At 55.1% G+C, this 20276-nt stretch carries 14 protein-coding genes; 8 read left to right on the top strand and 6 right to left on the bottom strand.

The genetic code is table 11. The features are described from left to right. Window positions 1–40: 40 nt before the first annotated feature. The gene (locus VN12_RS15190) at window positions 41–1120 is read right to left on the bottom strand and encodes a DUF1559 domain-containing protein (protein WP_168164440.1); all 1080 of its coding nucleotides are present in this window, start codon (window positions 1118–1120) and stop codon (window positions 41–43) included. Window positions 1121–1664: 544 nt separating this feature from the next. On the opposite strand from VN12_RS15190, the gene VN12_RS15185 reads away from it, so the two are divergent. Beyond that, complete coding sequence (locus VN12_RS15185) at window positions 1665–2237, top strand: DJ-1/PfpI family protein (protein WP_146679952.1); 573 nt, start codon at window positions 1665–1667, stop codon at window positions 2235–2237. A 78-nt stretch (window positions 2238–2315) separates the two neighbouring features. On the opposite strand, the gene VN12_RS15180 is transcribed toward VN12_RS15185, so the two are convergent. The 3 genes from VN12_RS15180 to VN12_RS15170 all read right to left on the bottom strand — a co-directional run bounded on the left by VN12_RS15180 (window position 2316) and on the right by VN12_RS15170 (window position 7875). Continuing rightward, window positions 2316–3671, bottom strand: coding sequence for a hypothetical protein (locus VN12_RS15180; RefSeq protein ID WP_146677624.1), 1356 nt, complete (start codon window positions 3669–3671; stop codon window positions 2316–2318). A 63-nt stretch (window positions 3672–3734) separates the two neighbouring features. Beyond that, window positions 3735–5213, bottom strand: a complete 1479-nt coding sequence (locus VN12_RS15175; protein ID WP_146677623.1) for a DUF1501 domain-containing protein — start codon at window positions 5211–5213, stop codon at window positions 3735–3737. Further along, window positions 5191–7875 (bottom strand): PSD1 and planctomycete cytochrome C domain-containing protein, encoded by a 2685-nt coding sequence (locus VN12_RS15170; RefSeq protein WP_205855058.1) that lies wholly within the window; start codon window positions 7873–7875, stop codon window positions 5191–5193. The genes VN12_RS15175 and VN12_RS15170 overlap by 23 nt, the downstream gene beginning before the upstream one ends. A gap of 167 nt (window positions 7876–8042) precedes the next feature. Between VN12_RS15170 and VN12_RS15165 the strand changes: the two genes are divergently transcribed. Both VN12_RS15165 and VN12_RS15160 read left to right on the top strand, forming a co-directional pair. Further along, window positions 8043–9044: a redoxin domain-containing protein gene (locus VN12_RS15165; protein WP_146677621.1), complete on the top strand. Its 1002-nt coding sequence runs from the start codon at window positions 8043–8045 to the stop codon at window positions 9042–9044. 58 nt (window positions 9045–9102) lie between these two features. Continuing rightward, window positions 9103–9516 (top strand): GxxExxY protein, encoded by a 414-nt coding sequence (locus VN12_RS15160; protein WP_146677620.1) that lies wholly within the window; start codon window positions 9103–9105, stop codon window positions 9514–9516. A gap of 591 nt (window positions 9517–10107) precedes the next feature. On the opposite strand, the gene VN12_RS15155 is transcribed toward VN12_RS15160, so the two are convergent. Then, window positions 10108–12126, bottom strand: coding sequence for an FG-GAP repeat domain-containing protein (locus VN12_RS15155; protein ID WP_240491161.1), 2019 nt, complete (start codon window positions 12124–12126; stop codon window positions 10108–10110). A gap of 71 nt (window positions 12127–12197) precedes the next feature. Further along, window positions 12198–12650, bottom strand: coding sequence for a bis(5'-nucleosyl)-tetraphosphatase (locus tag VN12_RS15150; protein ID WP_168164439.1), 453 nt, complete (start codon window positions 12648–12650; stop codon window positions 12198–12200). Between the two features lie 162 nt (window positions 12651–12812). Here VN12_RS15150 and VN12_RS15145 point away from each other — a divergent pair, with 162 nt between their 5' ends. From VN12_RS15145 to VN12_RS15125, 5 genes are all read left to right on the top strand, one after another. Further along, window positions 12813–13583, top strand: coding sequence for an MBL fold metallo-hydrolase (locus tag VN12_RS15145; protein WP_168164438.1), 771 nt, complete (start codon window positions 12813–12815; stop codon window positions 13581–13583). Between the two features lie 75 nt (window positions 13584–13658). Then, on the top strand, window positions 13659–14402 hold the full coding sequence (locus VN12_RS15140; protein ID WP_146677617.1) for a hypothetical protein: 744 nt from the start codon (window positions 13659–13661) through the stop codon (window positions 14400–14402). 70 nt (window positions 14403–14472) lie between these two features. Beyond that, complete coding sequence (locus VN12_RS15135) at window positions 14473–15636, top strand: hypothetical protein (protein ID WP_146677616.1); 1164 nt, start codon at window positions 14473–14475, stop codon at window positions 15634–15636. A 115-nt stretch (window positions 15637–15751) separates the two neighbouring features. Further along, window positions 15752–17854: a hypothetical protein gene (locus tag VN12_RS15130; protein ID WP_146677615.1), complete on the top strand. Its 2103-nt coding sequence runs from the start codon at window positions 15752–15754 to the stop codon at window positions 17852–17854. A gap of 102 nt (window positions 17855–17956) precedes the next feature. Next, complete coding sequence (locus VN12_RS15125) at window positions 17957–20275, top strand: ABC transporter ATP-binding protein (RefSeq protein WP_205855057.1); 2319 nt, start codon at window positions 17957–17959, stop codon at window positions 20273–20275. Window position 20276 lies beyond the last annotated feature (1 nt).

Below are 20276 nucleotides of genomic sequence, written 5' to 3'. Positions count from 1 at the left end.
GTTTGAATTCGTATACAAAGTCCCACTATCCCAATCGTCTCTAGAACTCTTCCGAGATGACTTGACCATCGTTGATTCCTGCCAGACTCTGATAGGTTCCGTAAGGGCCGTTTAGCGTCGCTGCCGTGTAGTTGGTATTGGTATGTTGGATGTTCTCGCTGATGAATCGGACGGAGCCGTCTCCCAACGCAAAGTTCGCTCCCCCCGTGTGATAGCTATGGAACGATCGATGCTTATCCCCACCTACAACGGGGCCATTGAGCTTTTTGCGTGTGGAACGAAGGTGGATGAATGCCCCGTTGGTTCCGGCACCGTTGTTATTGCAATTCACTGCACCGGTGGTGATCACATTGCCGAGAATGAATTGACGATCGGAACCTTGGCCTGCGGCGTTTAACGGTCGCCAACTCACTTCGCCGATGGCAATCGTGTTGGATGTTCCGTCCGTGATCTCACCAATGCTCCGCGGTCGATTCACGACGAGCAGTCCGGTATTTCTCGCTTCAGGGCCCATACGATTGCCCGCCTCCACGCCGCAATTCGCTCCGTCGAACGGTCCCATCGAACCGCAATAGCTGGTGATCGCGATGGCATCGATCCCCCCGGGCGAATTGGCATTGATCGGACGCGTCAAAGGAGCCAGGTCCGAAGGGCAGCGAAATGAAGCGAGGGGAGTCCGGCAAGCTTCATTATTACGGCCTTGTGGGTCGGAAACGATTCCAGGCGTTCCATAGGGGGCGTAACGCAAGTCCAATGTTTGGTACAACGCTCCTTGCTCGATAAAGGAAAGGACAGCCGACATCCATGACCATCCTCCATCGCCGCCAGGAACCCCGGCCGGCGTGCCGCTATTGGCGAAATTGTCGGTATAGCCGATCGGAAACCGGCGGTACGAAGACTCGTAATTGTGAAGCGACAACGATAATTGCTTGAGGTTGTTGCTGCACTGCATCCGCCTGGCCGCTTCCCGAGCCGCTTGCACGGCCGGCAAGAGCAGGCCTACCAAAATGCCGATGATCGCAATCACCACGAGCAACTCCACCAGGGTGAATCCGCGTGCACGACTCCAACCATTTCTCGCAGCATGAGCATCCTTGCGAACCAGCATGCGAATCTTCATAACTAACCTTCCCTCTTCCAAAGCGTTTGACTGATAGAAACCGATTCGTCGACCAATCGGTAAGGCAGTTCCCGTTCCAATCGTCAGTGCTTTTAGAAAAATGTGATCGGGCGAAGGCGATCGCATTTGCTTTTCGAGGAAAAACAAGGTTAGGAACTCTTCCGTCGCAGCTACGGAATAGGTCGTTCCCTATAGGCCTACCGGCTCGCCAGTAAATGCGATGGATTGGCGTTCCATAACGAGGGCTGTTCCCGGGAAGGATCACGGGCAGGATCTTCCGCTGAGAGCGAATCATCCTACAGGGTAGTGGGACAAGGGGATACCGCGTTGGGTGCGACTGCGAGGAATGATCCGCTATACTGTTTGGAAACCTATACTGCTAGGAAACTTACCCACTCGATTCCTCCCAACAGAGTTTTCTTGTATGACCATCGACCGACGAGGCTTCCTCCTGCAAACCGCAGGGACGTCGCTGTCCGCGGTGGCCGCCTCCGATTGGGATGCTGCCTCCACCCTCGTTTCCTCTCTCGGATTTCCTCAAAATATGAACCGACCTAAAGTATTGATCATCGTCGGAGATGCAACCGAAACCGTCGACACGCTCTACCCTTACTACCGTTTGATTGAAGGGGGGTACCAACCCGTCGTCGCAGCTCCCGAAAAGCGACTCTACAACATGGTGATGCACGAAGTGAAACCGGGTTGGACTATTACCAAGGAATGGGAGGGCTATACCATCCAAGCCGACATCGCATTCCATGACATCAAGCCCGAAGAGTATGTCGGTATCTTCTTCAGCGGCGGCCGAGCTCCCGAATACATACGGGAAGATCAAGACTTGCTCCGCATTACTCGCTGGTTCTGGGAGAACAAGAAGCCGTGCGCGAGTGTTTGCCACGGAGTCGAAATTCCTGCTCGCGCGGGAATCGTAAAAGGTCTTCGCATGGCGACGGTAGCCAAATGCAAATTCGATCTAGAAGTCTGCGGTGGTATCTACGTCAATGAGCCTTGTGTTATCGATCAACACATGTACAGCGGCCGTACCTACCACGATCACGGCTATTACATCGGACCTTGGATCCAAGCCCTCGATCGAGCTTGCGGAAAGTCCGCCTAGATTTGTCGCGATTCGCATGAAGACCTTGTCGATGGCAGCCGCTGATCGGGCGTCCGTCCTGCAAGTTCCGTCAGTACGTTACAAAACAGGTGGCGTCGCAATCGGCGGCGGGAGAAGCTCCAAGGATTGATTGAGTTCGTACGCGATCCATTCGATTTCCGCATCGTTAAGTTGCGTAAGGCACCCAAACGTTTTTTCCCCCTTCTCGACGACAGCTAGCTGCATGACGGCTCGGTCATTGACGGACATCCCGCTGGGTGCAATCTCGATCCGAGAAATTCCCTCCCGTTCCCATTGCCGAGTTTTCTTCCCAAAGATGGAAGTCGTCGAAATAAACAGCATTCCATAACTGGTCGCGATCGTCGATGTTCGTGTTCCCATGTGAATCGATGCCACCAGCATGACGATGCCGATGAGTTCGAAAAAGCTCATCACCAAAACCGCGATGAAGGGACTGCCATCCACTTTGCCAGGTATCGCGCCGGTCATCGCCAACGCAAATATCACGGTCATAAAGGTCGAGAATACTGTCCAGAGAATGGCAAAGAAAAACAATCCTTTCGACCCCTTCAACAATCCTTGACTGGGAATCTGGATCGTAAGACCGTCCTCACGTTTTTCGAGCGAGACCTTGGAGTCTTCAGGTTTTGTGGGGAGAGTGCCCGCCTCGAGCGATGACCAAGCTTCGTCGTCATCGTCTTCACCACCCTCCGAGATCGGAGCAATGGACACAAGACCCTTCTCACGGATGGTAGCGGGAGCCAATCGCAATAGTTGCTCCATGTCCTGCGCTAATGCCCCAAGAATATCTGCGGAATAAGCAAAGGAAACAACAAACATGTCGGCGTCGCTTCTTTTGGCAATCAACATGTATCGCAAATGCTCTGGGAGAGGTACGACCGTTGCTCCCCCTTCGGACGAGACCCGACGTCGCAGCTTGGCCCATTCTTCGCCGGTTACGACTGCCAAGGAACGCAGCGTCTCGCGATCTTTCACTTGGCGTCGGAATTTCTTCCAGCCTACGACCTCGCGACAGACCAAACCTTTTTCATCTAGCTCGATCTCGGTTCGAGTCGATTGCGAAAGAACGCCAACGCCGATTGAAACAACCTTAAGAACCTGCCATAGAATCCCGAGGAATACCAGCCCAATTGGAATCACGAAAATGAGAGGAATCCAGTCCACCAAACCGGCTGGACCATTCCCCTTTGGATTGCCAAAGATCTGCAGCCCAAACCCTTGGAAGAATCGAAAGATGTTGTAGACAAACGGAAGCAGAATCAAGCCAGGGACGAATGCCAACCACCCGAGATGCCGCCATCGTCCCAGATCGCGAGGGGGCAAAATCCATTTCTTTCCTGCACCACCCCAAGGAGTTGTCACGATCCCAAGCGTCTCCAAATCCGGGGCGTTCCGATTCGACGATCGTTCCATAGCTTTACTCGTCAGGCGGTATCTGCATGCACGTAGTGAGACTTCTTAAATCGTCTCGATGAACTACGCAATAATAGCATCGATCGGGACACCGTGATCGATGTCCAATCGCTTCCGTCCCGGGATCTCCAGTTTTCTCGAATCCAAACCTAGCTGTTTGAGAATGGTCGCGTGAATGTCGGTTACGTAGTGGCGGTCCTCGACGGCGTGGAACCCAAGCTCGTCGGTGGACCCGTGAACGACTCCACCGCGAATCCCGCCCCCTGCCATCCAAACGGAGAATCCATAGATGTGGTGGTCTCGGCCATCGGAACCTTGCGTCCCAGGTGTGCGCCCGAACTCGGTTGCAAAGACAACCATGGTGCTCTCGAGTAGCCCTCGCTGTTTGAGATCTTGGAGCAATCCGGCGATCGGCTTATCGACCGCTTGAAAGTTCTTCGTGTGATTGGATTTGAGCCCTCCATGGGCATCCCAAGCCCCCGCGCCGCCCCCGCCATGTTGAACTTGGATGAACCGCACGCCGCGCTCGACGAAACGTCGGCAAGCCAACATCTGCATCCCAAACTCCTTGGTCTCAGGCGCGTCGATGCCGTACATGCTGAGGGTCGATTCGCTCTCGTCCGAGAATCGCAATGTCTCGGGTATCGAGGCTTGCATGCGAAAGGCTAACTCGTAGGAACGGATCCTGGCCTCCAAAACCGGATCGTCGGGGTACTCGACTGACCGCAATTCGTTGAGATCGCGCACCAAGTCGAATCCGAGTCGCTGGGCGTCTCCCTTCATCGCGCGATGACTGGTCCCGTAGTCAAGCGGATTGGCAGGATCAACACGGATGGGGATCGCATCATGCGCAGGGCCCAAGTAATGACCATCTCTGGCATTCCAGTATTCGCGAGTTCCCATCGAAAGAAATTGCGGAAGGTTTTCATTGAGGGTCCCCAGCCCGTAATGGACCCAAGCTCCCAACGTGGGAAACTCTCCATCGAGCATATGCCTGCCGGAATGGAATTGCGTTTGCGCGCCATGGTTGTCGTCGGTGGTCCACATCGATCTCACAAAGGCAATATCGTCGGCGCAGCTACCGATGTGCGGTATCCAATCGCTCAATTCAATGCCTGACTCTCCATACTTCTTGTAGCCGACTTGCAGAGGATAGATCTTGTTCCTCTGTTGGCCGTTCGCGTCGTTGATGACGGTGACGCGGGCTAGTTTGAGCTTTTCCGGATTCTGGACATCCGCAAAAGGTGTTTCGCCGATCGTTTTGTCCGCATACTGGGTGAGCATGGGCTTCGGATCAAACGACTCCATGTGGGATACCCCGCCGTTCATGAAGAGCCAAATGACACTTTTCGCTTTCGGTGCAAAGTGTGGTTTGCCATCGGGAGGGACCCAAACGCCATCGGAAAGAGCCCCATGCACGGTGCGTTCGCCCGCTAACATGGCTCCGAGCGCCAGACCGGTGAATCCCATCCCGAGATCGGATAGGAAGGCACGTCGCCCCTGTGGGACGACGAGGCGATTATCGAATCGTGATGAAGTCATTGTGATTGAGGAGCGCTAAAAGGAAGGCGGCTTGGGGAGGAAGCGGATCGCTTTTCTGGGAGGCCACATCCGGTGCAGCATCCTGATTCACCGGCATTGCCTGCCGCAGGGACTCCAAGAAACGGATCGAACGTTCGATCTCTTGCGGGTTGGGTTCATAACCCAGCAGTTTGCGAAATGCGAGCACCACGAAATCGCCATCAGGAATATTGGAATTGGGGGAGGTTGCCCCGATTCGCTGCGCAATCTTGATCGCTAATTCCTGGGCTAATTGGCTATTCTCCAGTGCCAAAGCTTGCTGCGGTACGATGGACGTGGCCCGTCGATAGCAGTCCAGTACATTCGCATCGTCGAAGACCGATAGGAGTTGGTTATGCTCGTTCTTCGAGTGGAAGTAGTAGAGGCTCCGTCGTTTGGACATCGCATCGCTCACGGGAACCGAGGGTCCTCCCGTTCGCATATCGAGTTCCTCTGCGAGCGCGAGCAAACTATCGCGAAGGACCTGCGATTCCATCCGGATAGGATTCATTCGCCAATACAATCGGTTTTCGCGATCCGATCGCAATGTCTCCTCGGTCGCTCCCTTCGAAGATGACGTTCGCGCGTAAAGTGAGGACGTGAGCATGAGGCGGTGCATGTGCTTCATACTCCAACCGCTTTCCATGAATTCGACCGCGAGCCAGTCCAGTAACTCCGGGTGCGTTGGAGGCGATCCCTTGCGACCAAAGTCAAAAACGGTCGGAACAAGTGGTGCACCGAAGTGCCTCGCCCAAAGGTGATTGACTGCCACCCTCGCCGTAAGCGGATTCTTGTCGCTCGCGATCCATCGCGCCAGCGCCGAGCGGCGGCCGGTCGATTGTTTTGGAAACGGTTTCTTTCGGGACTCCTCGCTTTCGATATTGGACTCCGCGGTCTTTTCGGATCCGACCAAGCTCGGGTAGTCGGTGCCTGGCGATTCGTGCTTCTTCCTCGCTTCGTCTAGCTGTTTGTTGGCCGTCTCCTGCTTCTTCTGAAGTTCTTCCTTTTTCTTATTGTCGGATTCTTGGGACGTTTGCCAATCCAGTTCTTTGCAAGCCAACTCGGCCCGGTAGACGGCCAACTGGGTCACCGAGCGAGCGGCTTCCGCTAGGACTTGATCCGGGGAACCATCCATTGTCTCAGCCAGGTAGCGAAGGCGATCCGCGGTATGCCGAAGGTCGATGGATTGCAGTTCTTGATCGGCGATCGATTTCTTTAAAAGAAGGATCTCCCGCTCCAGGGGGGATTTCGTTTCGCCCTCTTTATTCATTCCCTCGACAGCAGCTGTTGCATTTTCTTTCTTTCGGATCGCTTGTTTGCGATAGGCTGCTGCGACCTCATCCCGAACACCCGGATGCACGGCGCGAACAGGTAGCTGGACCGTTCGAACCTCGAACGGAGCGGTGGAAGAAAGAAAGCCGGGGACATTGGGTGCGAGCGGTCGGTCGGTTTGTGGGTTCCGTTCGTCTCCTCGCACATGAAGATAGGTTGGGGCATCCAGATTGCAGTCGAAGGCGCGTGGGATCCCATTGTTTTGAAGATCCGTCTCATCCCCGATTATGTCCATGCGGACTTGGTAAGGTTCAAAGATCGCGCGCAACTCGTAGTAGTTCTGTTGCGTGATCGGATCGTACTTGTGATCGTGACATTTGGAGCAGTTGACCGTGAGACCGAGCATTCCTTTGAAAGTGTGTTCGATCGTTTCGTCCATCCAAGTCGTTCGGTTGAACTTGAAGTACTGGCGGGCTAAGTAGCCTGTTGCCCGCAATCGGCTCACATCCTCGGGATAAAGTTCGTCGGCGGCGAGCATCTCCAGAATCATCTGGTCATAGCCTTTGTCCTGCTGCAGGGACTCGATAATCCAATCGCGCCAATGCCACATATGTTTTTGCGAATTGCGCACCTCTGCACCGAGGCCCCACCAATCGCTGTACCGCCAAATATCCATCCAATGGCGTCCCCAGCGTTCCCCGTATTGAGGACTTTCGAGCAAGCGATCAATGACCTTGCCTCGCGCATCCGGGGAGTGGTCTTCGAGGAAAGCGTTTTGGTCGGCATCGCTGGGTGGCAAACCTGTCAGATCGAGTGAGACTCGGCGAAGCCACAGGCGTCTGTCGAGGGGGCTGACGGACTGAACCCCAGCGATTTGCTGCTTCTCTGCCAAAAATGCGTCGATGGGATGTAGCGTCTCTTCGGTGGGGGGCGAGATGGTCGGAACCATGGGGCGCACCGGTGCTTGAAAGGACCAATGCTGTTCTGGATCCTGTTCAGGCTCTTCCTGCTCCGGAGCGGGAGCACCGGATTGGATCCACTTCTCGATAGCCGCAATCTGGTTCGCTTTTAAAGGCTCTCCTTCGGGAGGCATTCGGAGATCTGGGTCCGTGGACGAGACGCGAGTCCATACCAAGCTACTATGGGAAGCTCCAGGTGTGATGGCTGGTCCACTGTCTCCACCGGTCTTCATGAAGGCGGCTGTGTCGAGGCGAAGCCCGGCTTCTTGTTTGAGAACGCCATGGCAAGCAAAACACCGTTCGGCGAACAGGGCCTTTACGTCCTTCTCGTAGTCGACCGCCTCAGCCAAAGGTAGAGGAGCGGACAACAAGCTCGCGACCATCAGGGCAAGCGGGAGGGGTACAGCACGCACGATGAGACGCATGAGGGATGGGTGGGAGAGCGAGGCGGGAGATGGAAACGGCGCGGCGCTAGCCGACCGCTCGCTTCTACTATAGTCTATCTCGCGGTGAATCGCACGCGGATGAACGCGGTTCGAGCGGGAGCACTCCTTCCTCCACACCCAAAGAGAGCAGTTGAATGGACACGACAAGCGACCGATCCCGGCAGTGGCAATGGCCACAATGGATACTGCGCGCCGCGGCCATCTACAATTTGGTTTGGGGGACTTGGGTGATCCTGTTTCCACACCATTTGTTTGATTGGACGGGTGTAGCTCGTTTGAATCATCCTGGAATTTGGCAGGCGGTGGGGATGATCGTCGGTGTGTATGGGATCGGTTATTGGATCGCTTCATCCAATGTGCTGCGTCATTGGCCGATCGTCTTGGTCGGGTTCCTTGGAAAGATTTTTGGTCCGATTGGATTCTTAGGGGCCGCATTGCGAGGCGAGTTGCCTTGGTCGTGGGGTGCCACGATTCTGACAAATGATTTGATTTGGTGGTTGCCGTTTGCCGCCATTCTTTATGGTGTGTTCAAGATTCACAGCGATCCAGCCAGTCGCATTCCCAGCGTGACGCGAGGTAGTCTGGAACAAGCGGCCGACGCGATTCTTCCTCGCCCTCAATCGTCCAATGGGAAATCGATCGACTCGCTGTCCCGCGATCAACCGATCTTGTTGGTCTTCATTCGACATGCAGGCTGCACCTTCTGCCGCGAGACATTGGCGGTCTTGGCGACTCGATTGAATGAAATCCGCGGGTTGGGATTGGAGCCGGTCGTGGTGCATATGAGCTCCCTCGAGGAAGGTGAGCGGTTGCTCCTCTCGCATGGGCTCCATGACACCACTCACATTTCGGATCCTGGTTGTGTGTTGTATCGCCACTACCAGTTAGAGCGAGGAACGGTTTCCCAGCTGTTTGGACCAGCAGTTTGGTGGAAAGGCTTTCAAGCGGCGATTCTTCGCGGACATGGAGTAGGAAGACTTTCAGGGGATGGATTCCAATTGGGTGGCGCGGCGATTGTCGATCAAGGAAGAACGGTACAAGTCTTTCCGGCAGCCAATGCAACCACATCCCTTCCGATCGCCTCCGAGCTGCGCACCACACTGCAATGCGCTGCACCGATCCCGAAAGCTCTGTAGCATCTTAGAAGAATCCCAGCATGACCAATTTGCAGCTTGATCATCGGACGGCATGAACATGGATGAGCAGGATACACAGGATTTGCAAAGCCAGTCAAATCTGAAGTTCGGTTCCATAACAGAGGCGATCATCGGATGCGCATTCGAAGTGATCAATGAGTTGGGTGTTGGATTCCTGGAATCGGTCTACGAAAAAGCACTCGCGATCGCTTTGCAGGAAAAACGACTGACAGTCCAACGTCAACATCCCATCCAAGTCCGTTTTCGAAACCAAATCGTCGGTGACTTTTATGCGGACCTATTCGTCGAGGCCAAAGTCATTGTCGAGCTCAAGGCTGTCAAAACTATTGCTCCAGAGCACCAAGCCCAAATCATCAACTACTTGAAAGCGACAGGAATTGAGGTTGGCTTGCTGATCAACTTCGGTAGTCCAAAGCTGGAATACAAACGGTTTACGCGAAGCAAGCAATAGTTTGCACCGGTAGACATTATCCTGTTCATCCTGCGCATCCATGTTCATTCGAAAACGCGGTGATCTTCGCTTCCGATCGCCTCGGAGTTGCGGACTACAATGCAATGCGTTGCACCGATCCCAAAAGCTCTGTAGCATCCAAGAAGAATTCCAGCTTAACCAATTTGCAGCTTGATCATCGGACAGCATGAACATGGATGAGCAGGATACACAGGATTTGCAAAGCCAGTCAAATCTGAAGTTCGGTTCCATAACAGAGGTGATCATCGCTTTGCAGGAAAAACGACTGACAGTCCAATTTTGCACTGTTGAACATCATCCTGTTCATCCTGCGCATCCATGTTCATTCGAAAACGCGGTGATCTTCGATTCATGCCCATTGCCACAGGCCACTCGAGTGTTCTAACATCCGGAGCCAAAGAAGCTCGGTAGCTGACCGGGCTGGCAGGTATCCGCCTGGGGCGTCGAATAGGGGACCGGCAAGTCTTTACTTTCAGCATGGGAAAGGTGCGCTAGCGAGCCGGTATCTTAACGAGCCGATATGCTAGTTCGCCTGCGACGTAGCTAAACCGTTTGCGGCCAAGCAATCGATTAATCGTTCTTGAGCGAACGAGGGTTTTGCATCCAGTAGAGGCGGCCATCCTCGGCCCCTCCTAAGAATTCAGGGATGCCATCGCCGTCAAAGTCTGCGACGCTTGGGCTAACGTCGTGACCTTCGATATTCTTTTTCGCAAGCGTTCCGACTCGCTCCATCACCCATTTCCCGTTTCGCTTTTCCGCTTGCACCAGCAGATCCGCATTGGAGGAGTTGAGCAGCAAATCGAATTTTCCGTCGCCGTCCCAATCGGACGCGCAAAGTTTTCGCCGTCCGCTCTTCCCCGCTGTACCACCGTTGAGTTGCAGCGGCCGCCCCTCTGCATCGATGAAGTTCCTCTTCGGTGATTTCAGGGTCAGTACCCCGCCCGATTTGGCGCGTTCAAAGTATGCGAGATAGCCCTGCTGATCCAGCATCGCCAAGTCTCTCAGACCATCTCCGTTGAAATCAAATACGACCGGTGTCGTTCGCCATTGGGTGAGGATCGCTTTGCCTTGCGGACGGACCCACCCCCAAGCCAGAGGAGGTTGCTTCCCTTCCCACTCCACGTCGATGCTCTGAGGTTTCGCAAGCTTCGGCGCACCTTTTTGTCCTATGTTTTTGAGCCATTCTACGCGTCCCAGAATGGAGTTGTAAACAATGTCGGCCAATCCATCGTGGTCCCAATCGGCAACCGACAAAGTGGTATAGCCCCATTTCGCTTCCGCCGGTCCTTGAATCGATCCATTCGGGCCGGCCATCACTCGAAACGGCTTTCCATCGACTTCCAGTCGCTTCGGAGCGTTCCATACAAGCTCTTTTCCATCTCGCGGACTGGCGTTCTCAAAAAAATCGATATAGCCAGCCGTGTTCCCGCAGAGGATATCTAAATCACCGTCGCTATCCCAATCGAAGGGGAACGGGGTTGCGAGGGCACCGCATTTGAGCGTGTCCGCTTTCTGTTGGAAGTAATCGGGTTGCAAGAACTTCGGTGCACCATTTTGTATTCCAACATTCTCGACGATCGCCACACGTCCGTCTTCATCTCCTACGATCAAGTCTACATCGCCGTCCCGATCCCAATCGATTGCGACGGGAACGATCATTTCGAGATCCATCGCAACGGGGGCTCCCTCCGGCGTGGTAATGCGTTGGCCCGCAGCGTACTTGGGTTGCTGTCGGGAACCGACATTCTCGAAGTACGTGAACCGATCGAGGAACTCCCCGCAAAGCAGGTCCAAGTCTCCATCGGAGTCGAAGTCGACGAAGTTCTGGGAAGGACAACCGAATACATCAAGTCGCTTCCCATCCGCTTCGATCAAGAACGGTTCTTCGTAGTCGGGTACTTGGTCGGTGCCTGCATTGCGAAAGATATAGATCCATCCGTGGAGAGGTCCGTTGATCCAATTTCCGTTGGTATCGTAGGCGTCGTCCCAGCCGTAATAGCTCCAGTCTTCGATCCCTACCGAGAGGTCCAGAGCGCCATCGCCATCGAAGTCGACATAACGCCATTGGTTGTGTCGAATCTTGGGGCCTTTTGTTTGTCCTCCACGCGGTTGATGGAATTTGGGATCGATGGGGAGTTTGATTTTGACGTCCGTCCCCTTTGTCAGGAATTCAGGATATTCCCAGCCTGCGGAGAGAACTCGAACTTGATCCCCGACATAGCTCGGCATCACGTAATGCACGGTGGCGCTGATGCGTTTGGCTGGTTCGAATACAGGTCGTTTGTGGACCGAGGTATCTCCCTGTTTGTTTTCGAAATACCAGACCCCGTTCGAGGGTTTGTCGGGGCAGGATACCAGCAAATCGAGATCGCCATCCCCGTCGGCATCGCAGGGGACAGGCCAAGCCCAAAGGCCGACTCCCAGGTCGACGGTCAGGCCTGGATGGTTGTAAGCCAGAGGCCGAAGTTCCTGGGAGCGAGCGACGCAGGGAGCGAACACGAGACAGCTAGCTGCCACGTATGCGACCATCGATGCGTAACCGGCTCCGCGTAAGAAGCGGGCCGGGAGTGTTGCCAAAAGGATTCGCATGGTTTTGAAGGGTGGACTGGGAGAGGTTCGAGATGGACAGTGCGCCACCATTCGCTTGGGCGATGTGCATTCTAGCGTTGCGCATCCAGGCTGGGCCATGTTTTGGCAGCCTGAAGATGCAGTGCGACCGAATCCAAAAGCGGGTCGATGGTTTGTGCCTGAATGCGGTGGGGTGGGTTCCAGGTGAGCCATTCGAAGCCCGTGTGTTCCGTTAGCTTCAGTTCGACATCTCCGGTGAGGAATCCGAGAAACAACGTCAGTTCTTTGAAGCGAGGGGCGGGGTCCTTTGGGTATCGGACCCAATAGCGTTGCTGGTATTCAAAAGTCGGGTCCACCCAAAGGCGCGAGTTGGGGATACCCGTCTCCTCCCAGAGCTCTCGCAAGGCGGCCTCCCGTTTGGTTTCGCCGAAATCGAGATGCCCTTTGGGCAAGTCCCAGCGGTTCGGATGCTTCATCAGCAGGAATTCAAGCTCGGTGGCCCGGCGAAATACAAGAAAGCCGCTGGAATAAAGCGAAGGTCGCATCGACACCATTTGCAGTAAGGGGGGAATCCGGAGTTTGGGGAATCGGGTATCATACGCCGGTGGCGACGAGGAGGGTATGAGCGCGCGAGAGGGACTTCGATCGCGCGTCGGATTCCCAGCATGGAATATCTGCTAGCTAACGATGATCGGAGAGTGGCCTGGATGAAACTGCACTGCCTCGGTACAGCAGGCTATCACCCGAGCGAGACTCGACATACCAGTTGCTACGCCCTCCCGGAATGCGACTTGGTTCTCGACGCGGGAAGCGGTTTTTTTCGGGTCGCTCCGTTGATCACGAGACCCGATCTTCACATTCTGCTATCGCACACCCATCTCGATCATGTGTTCGGGTTGACGTTCGTGCTCGATTTGCTTCCAACGACGCCGCTGGAACGCATCCATGTCTATGCGCAGCGGAAGAAGATCGAAGCACTGTGCAGCCACTTGTTCCATGAGGATTTGTTTCCGGTGATGCCTCCCATCGAATGGCATGCATTGGAAGACTTGGGAGATGTATTCTCCGTCGGCGAAACGAGAGTCGCTTGGTTTCCCCTCCAGCATCCTGGCGGAAGTGTGGGGTATCGATTGGACTGGAACTTCACCTCGCTTGCCTATGTTACCGACACTACCAGCCGCGAAGATGCGGAGTATTGGGGGCATATCCAAGGTGTCGAGTGGCTGCTTCACGAGTGCAACTTCTCCGATCGCTATCGGGAGCTCGCAATCCGGACGGGGCATAGTTGGACTAGCGCGGTGCTGGAGAATGCAGCCCGCGCCAAGATTCGCAGGCTGCTGCTTAGCCATTTCAATCCTCTCGAGACAGGCGTGGATCCCATCGAACTAGGCGCTGCGACGGCAAAGAATCTCAAGCGAACGCCGGAACAGATCTTGCTAGCTTCGGACTTATTGATTGTTGATCTCGCACGCCTTTGATTCGCAGGCAACCAGCGCTATACTAAGGCCTGCCCAATCCGATCTTTGACGTAATTCCACTGAAAGCGCAGCAACATGAATCCGTATGCATCTTTGAGCGACGATTTTTACGTCAACACTCACCTTCATACCGAGATGGATTTACCCAGCTCTCGGGAATCGGTGCTTCATTATTTTGAGCAGTTGCAACGACGCTATCCCAAGATGGGGCGGTTTTACCAGCGTGAGAAGGGGGAGTTCATCCTCGAAGAGGATAAGTCGCACGGAGCCTACCGCTGGGCGTCTGTGGAACTGCGCCGCATTTGTAGCGGAGTGGTCAATCCCAACTCGTTAGAAGAAGGGATGGAGCAGCACCAACAAATTTTGGAGTTGGCTCCCTACCTTCTGTCGGTCAGTAAATTGGATTGCGAGTCCATAGGGTTGATGTATGGCTTTGATTACGGTTATCGCGGTAACCACAATCAGTTGCTGGCCGAGACCATCGGTCTGCCCTTGGCAATGGAGTCGATCGCCAATCGACCTGGTTCCCTTTTGATGAGTTACGAGCCTACGATCCAGATTTCGCTTGACGACACTTTCCGCACCCATGCCCGAATCCATTTCGAGCCTCGCACCACGGTTTATCAGACCAAGTCGGGGGATTACAACGAAGAGTTGCTGAGCGTTTACATTACGATCCGTCGTTTCGAGTCCCTGGCTCCGGACGAAAACTTTTCTGAAGAATTGTTCAGATTGGAGGGTTTGATGCGGGATCTTATGGACAACTATGTTGTGGACCATATCCTTAGACCTCTTCAAAATGCCATCGCGGCCCGGTAGATGGGCGGACTGGCCGTTTTGAACGTGAAGCCCTCCTTCCCCTTCGGCCATCTAACCCCTGCAAGCGGTCATGATCAAATTGCCTTTTGTCTTGGCGTTCACCGCGCTCACGGCTCTTTCGTGGGGCGTTTACGGAATCCTGTTGCACCGAGGTACCGATCTCCTCGGTCATAGCTCCTTAAGAGCCTTCGTCGGCGTAGGCATCGCATACTTCTTGATCGCTGTCCTCATCCCCGCTATTTGGCTCGGGAGCAAAAAGGAGAAAGGCTTCTGGTCCATCACCGGCACCATTCTTTCTCTCTTTGCCGGGACCGTCGGGGCGCTCGGGGCGCTCGGAGTCATTTTGGCCGTCGCGTTCAAAGGCTCGCCCCTCTACGTGATGCCGATCGTTTTTGGCGGAGCACCAGTCGTCAACACATTGGTCACTTCCTGGATCAACAAGTCCTTTTCGCAGATCAAGCCGATGTTTATCGTCGGCCTGGTCCTCGTCGCCCTCGGTGCGGTGGGTGTTTTGATCAACAAGCCTGGGCCTTCCAAGGCTCCCGCCGTCGCACAAGCCGCGGAGGGGGCCAACGAGAGCGTTCCTGCCCTCCCGACAACAGGGGAATCCAGTGAAGGTGATGCCGCCGCGAGCGCTGCGGCAGCCACTCAGCATGCTCCGGACAGCCACGCCCCCGCGTCGAACGAACCGGTTAATCCGATTGCCATCGGGGCTTCCATTCTTCTCGCCGTCGTTTGTTGGGGGGCTTACGGTCCTGTCCTGCACATCGGCCAAACCAAAATGGGAGGCTCCCGTCTGCGGCCTTTCTGTTGCGTGGGAATCGCTTACTTCTTTATTGCAGTCGCCGTACCCGTGCTCATTCTGATGACCTCCTCCGATGGTCTTCAGTTGACCATGCGCGATGCTGCCCCTGGCATGTTGTGGTCCATTCTCGCAGGGACCGCTGGAGCGGTGGGCGCACTCGGAATCATTTTGGCATTCAACTACGGCGGCAAACCGGTTTTCGTAATGCCACTCGTATTCGGGTTTGCGCCCGTGATCAACACCCTTACCTCGATGTTGGTCGGCGGGACCCTGGGCTTGATTTCGCCCTACTTTATCGCCGCGCTGCTATTGGGGATCTCCGGTGCCGTGACCGTGTTGGTGTTTGCCCCCAAGGCGAAGCCGCATGGAGCGCCCGCGGCGGCAGGGCAAGGGGCTTCCCCGGCTCTCGAGACAAAACCAACGACCTGATCGATGTAACAAGAATTCCGCAAGGGAGAGGCGATGCTCTGAGCCCGCACTCCGGGCGACGAAGTAGAATGGAGGGCCCCGATTCCCTCCCTTGTTCTCTCACCTCGGTCTTGCCATGTCTCGATTTCGTCGCATCAGTTTTTCGTTGGCGCTCGCATCCTCGCTCTTAACCATTCCGTCGTACGGGGATGGGCCCGCCGACAACCAAGTCAACTCGGTTCGTCCGGTTCCCCCTTCAGGGATCGAGATCTCCCCGGAGTTGCGAAGCGAACTAGAAGCAGGGCACGAGCAACTTGCGAGATTGGTTTCGGAGCTCAAGAAAAACCGCTCGACCCGAGTTACCAAGTATCTGCCTGACGTAGAGATCTTCGAAAAGGCTCTTCGGCTCGCCCTCACTGAGAACGGCTTCTTTGAGCCCCGCGACGGAGAGAATGCAAAACGAGTGCTCGTCGAAGGGCTTCGGCGAGCGGACTTCCTGCGTAGCGGCGGAGAGGTAGACTGGGCCGGGCCCCTATCGCTCCGAGACGACTTGGTAACCGTTCGTGGTTTTCGTTCCAAATTGGATGGTTCCGTTCAGCCTTACGGTGTGGTCTACCGTGCGAATGGTTCGGTGCAGAACTCTGTTCGAGCCGATGTGTGGTGTCGCGGACGGAGTGAAAAAGGTCTCGAACTTCAGTTTCTTGCCCAGCGCATGACGGCAACCGACCCGATGCCAGCCCCAGGCGTTTTGATGATTCACCCTTTAGGCCGGTATTGCAATGGCAACAAATTGGCCGGCGAAGTCGATACGTTGGAGGCGCTGGAGCATGCGAAAGGGGAATACCCCATCGATGCGAGCGGAGTCGCGATTCGAGGTTTCTCGATGGGTGGCGCCGCAGCCTGGCATTTGGCGGTCCACTATCCCGATCGATGGTTCGCCGCGAATCCTGGCGCTGGATTTTCAGAAACGCCGAAGTTCTTAAACGTCTTCCAATCAGAGAAACTCGAGCCAGCTCCCTATGAGCAGATCCTTTGGAAACTCTACGATTGCCCGTATTGGGTGAACAATTTGAAGAATCTTCCCACGATCGCTTACAGCGGGGAAATCGATAAGCAGAAGCAAGCGGCCGATGTCATGGCCGAAGCTGCTTGGAACCAACCCGAGGCCGATCGCTTCGAATTGACGCACTTGATCGGTCCTCGCACGGCCCACAAAATCGAGCCCAACACGGGAAAAGAGATCGAGCGACTGCTAGGGCTGCTCTACGCGAATCGGTCCGCCGGCGCTCCAACAACTGTCGACTTTACTACCTACACGTTGAAGTACAACCAATGCCACTGGCTCACCATCGATGGTTTGGAGAAGCATTGGCAACCAGCTCGGGTGCAATCGATTGTTCGGAAGTCGACTACGGAAAATGGACGGGCTGCAGTCACCGTTCACCCCCGTGGAGTTACCTCTTTCACCCTGCGCTTCGATCCAGGATTTTTCCCAGAGGATATTTCGGAGGTGTTTGTGAGTGTTGACCGTGGAGAAGATTTCCCCGCAGACTCGCGTTATACCCAGATCAAAGCCAAGCTGCGTTCTGACAAATCGGTCCGCGTTCGGCTCGTGCAAACCAAAGTCAATGGGAAGATCGATTGGGTCGAGCGATCCCCTCTGGACGAGTCCCAGTCGCTTGCCAAGGTTCATGATTTGCAAGGCCCGATCGACGACGCATTCATGTCCTCCTTTCTATTCGTTAAGCCCACCGCGACAGGCCAGCACCCGGAATTGGACCGATGGGTTCAAGCGGAATTTGAACGAGCGGTTCGAGAGTGGCATCGTCAAATGCGAGGCGATATCCGGGTGGTCTCCGCGGAGGACCTCAAAGATACGGACCTCGACCAGAACAACATCGTTCTCTGGGGAGATCCGAAGAGCAATCCGAGAATTGCCGCAATCCTCGGGAAACTACCTTTGCAATGGGACGCTGGGAAACTCGCAATAGGGGGCAAGACCTACGAAGCATCCCACCACGTTCCGGCCATGATTTATCCCAATCCTCAGAATCCGTCACGCTATGTCGTCCTCAATAGCGGCTTCACCTATCGCGAGTACGATTATCTCAACAATGCTCGCCAGGTCCCCAAGCTGCCTGACTGGGCAGTCATCGATATCCGGACCGCTCCGGATGCACGTTGGCCAGGCAAAGTGGCCGCGGCTGGGTTCTTTGATGAGGCTTGGCAGGTTCGTTAGAGACGGCGACGGGGATTGCAAACCGCTCGCGACAGCAGAATTGTTTTCGGCTACGATTTGGGACAGTTACGACCTTTTCCAAACCGATGAATAGCATTCGAAGTGACATTAGCCGAAGAGAACTCCGATTTTCTGTCCGTGGAGGAGCTTCCAGCTCCGGTCCGTGATGCACTTCGATCGATCCTCGAACCGGGCGAAGGAATCGTCGCTTGGTTCGAGCCGAATCTGGACGAACGGCTACATTTCGGCCAGGGTATTGTCGTTCTGACCGATCGAGCGGTCCTCGGGTATCAGCCGATTACCGGCGATGTGAAAATCCCCCCGTTGATGCGATTTCCGCTGAGTGAAATTGCGGAGATAAAAAAACTGGATCGATCCGGTCTAGCGTTGCTCGAATTGTTGGGGCACGACCATCGCATCGCCGCTTGGCGATTCACCACGAGCCAGAGCAGCTCGGCCGCCGCGTTGGTAAACGAGTTCAAAAGTCTGAGGCTGGGTGTTGTATCTGAGGAACGGGCTCCTTCGATTTGTCCTTCCTGCGGTGGAACGATGGCGCGCGGACAATCGGTCTGCTCGAATTGCGCTCCTACCGCGGCCCCCGACACCGGTCGATCGCTATTGCGACTCAATCGATTCGCCAAGCCTCATTTGAAGATGATCACGCTCGGCTTCTTCCTGACGCTATTGAGCACCAGCGTCGGATTGCTACCGCCCCTTCTAACGGTCCCGTTGGTCGATCGTGTGTTGTACCCCGCGCAAAAGCGGCACGATCTGGTTCAAGAAGTCATGGACAATCCCGCTTCGAAGATCGATCTCAACACGCTGCCGGAAGCGGAGTTTGGATTGGTTCCCTGGCTCTTGCTAGGGATGTACGGCGCCGCAATCTTGAGCTGGCTCCTCAGTTGGTGCAAGACGTATGTCCTGGCCAAGGCGAGCGAGCAGATCGCTGCGGACCTGCGGAATGCGACGTATGGACATTTGCAGAAGCTGTCGCTCGAGTTTTTCGGCGGTAAACGAACAGGTGATTTGATTTCTCGTATCAGCAATGACACGCAGCGAATCTGTGATTTCCTATCGATTCATCTTCTCGATTTCGCAACCGATATCCTCATGATCTTGATGACGGGTGTTGCGTTGTTCTGGATCCATCCAACACTCGCCTTGGTCGGTCTTCTCCCGTTTCCGTTCATCGCTTGGATGGTCGCCAGCGTTCAGAGCAAGATGCGGGCAGGGTTCGCACGCGGTAGCGCTGCTTGGGCAGAGATGGTCAACGTCCTGGCCGATACCATTCCAGGTATCCGGGTGGTGAAGGCATTTGCGCAGGAAAAGCGTGAAGTCAAACGCTTTTCCGACAGCAATGACCACGTGCTCGGTGCGAATCATCGCGTGAATCGCGTGTGGGCCGCCTTCTCTCCGGTGATCACGCTGCTCACGGACATCGGATTGTTGGTCGTATGGGGATTCGGTGCTTATCAAGTCTTCCACGGCACGATTACTTATGGGGTGGTCGCCGCGTTCATCGCTTGCATCGGTCGGCTTTACATTCGCTTGGACGATATGAGCCGACTGCTTGCCAACGCGCAGCGAACGGCCGCTGCCACGCATCGCATTTTTGAGATCTTGGACCGCGTCCCCAGCGTTTCTGAGCCCGAAAAGCCCATCCATCCAGGACGCGTAGCGGGGCAAGTCGAAATCCGGGACATCACGTTCCGTTATGGAACTAGGCAAGTCATTCACAATGTGACTCTATCGGTCCAACCCGGTGAGATGATCGGTCTCGTAGGCCCGAGTGGTGCTGGAAAGAGCACGTTGGTCAATCTGGTCTGCCGCTTCTATGATGTCTCCGGTGGCGCGATCCTCGTCGATGGCAATGACATTCGCTCCTACCCTATCAATGAATACCGAAGCAACATCGGCATCGTGCTGCAAGAGCCCTTTCTCTTCTTTGGTTCCATCGCAGACAACATCGCCTATGGAAAGCCTGGCGCAACGCGAGAAGATATCGTTGCCGCCGCCCGTGCCGCCAAAGCCCACGACTTCATCCTTCGGCTCGCGGATGGTTACGATTCACTGGTGGGAGAACGGGGTCAATCCTTGTCGGGAGGAGAGAGGCAGCGGATATCGATCGCCCGAGCGTTGCTCACCGACCCTCGCATCCTCATCTTGGACGAAGCGACTTCAGCGGTGGACACCGAGACCGAAAGACAGATTCAAGAGGCCCTCGATGTGCTGGTCCAAGGAAGAACGACGATCGCCATCGCGCACCGGATCAGCACGCTTCGGAAAGCGAATCGCATCGTCGTATTGGAGAAAGGGCGGATCACAGAGATCGGTTCGCATGAGGAGTTGCTCGCACTCGGAGGAACCTACTCGCGATTGAACCAAGCCCAGCATCAGATGAACCTTCACGAAGAGCTGTAGA

The sequence above is a fragment of the Pirellula sp. SH-Sr6A genome (assembly GCF_001610875.1).
Lineage (GTDB): Bacteria > Planctomycetota > Planctomycetia > Pirellulales > Pirellulaceae > JBKCUI01.
This window is presented reverse-complemented; position numbering and strand designations above follow the sequence as displayed.

Bases quoted from the DNA above. Each gene is read 5' to 3' on its own strand.
- VN12_RS15155 (WP_240491161.1), bottom strand. From the start codon at position 12,126: ATGCGAATCCTTTTGGCAACACTCCCGGCCCGCTTCTTACGCGGAGCC.
- VN12_RS15185 (WP_146679952.1), top strand. From the start codon at position 1,665: ATGAACCGACCTAAAGTATTGATCATCGTCGGAGATGCAACCGAAACC.
- VN12_RS15130 (WP_146677615.1), top strand. From the start codon at position 15,752: ATGTCTCGATTTCGTCGCATCAGTTTTTCGTTGGCGCTCGCATCCTCG.
- VN12_RS15135 (WP_146677616.1), top strand. From the start codon at position 14,473: ATGATCAAATTGCCTTTTGTCTTGGCGTTCACCGCGCTCACGGCTCTT.
- VN12_RS15140 (WP_146677617.1), top strand. From the start codon at position 13,659: ATGAATCCGTATGCATCTTTGAGCGACGATTTTTACGTCAACACTCAC.
- VN12_RS15180 (WP_146677624.1), bottom strand. From the start codon at position 3,671: ATGGAACGATCGTCGAATCGGAACGCCCCGGATTTGGAGACGCTTGGG.
- VN12_RS15165 (WP_146677621.1), top strand. From the start codon at position 8,043: ATGGACACGACAAGCGACCGATCCCGGCAGTGGCAATGGCCACAATGG.
- VN12_RS15175 (WP_146677623.1), bottom strand. From the start codon at position 5,213: ATGACTTCATCACGATTCGATAATCGCCTCGTCGTCCCACAGGGGCGA.
- VN12_RS15160 (WP_146677620.1), top strand. From the start codon at position 9,103: ATGGATGAGCAGGATACACAGGATTTGCAAAGCCAGTCAAATCTGAAG.
- VN12_RS15145 (WP_168164438.1), top strand. From the start codon at position 12,813: ATGAAACTGCACTGCCTCGGTACAGCAGGCTATCACCCGAGCGAGACT.
- VN12_RS15150 (WP_168164439.1), bottom strand. From the start codon at position 12,650: ATGCGACCTTCGCTTTATTCCAGCGGCTTTCTTGTATTTCGCCGGGCC.
- VN12_RS15190 (WP_168164440.1), bottom strand. From the start codon at position 1,120: ATGAAGATTCGCATGCTGGTTCGCAAGGATGCTCATGCTGCGAGAAAT.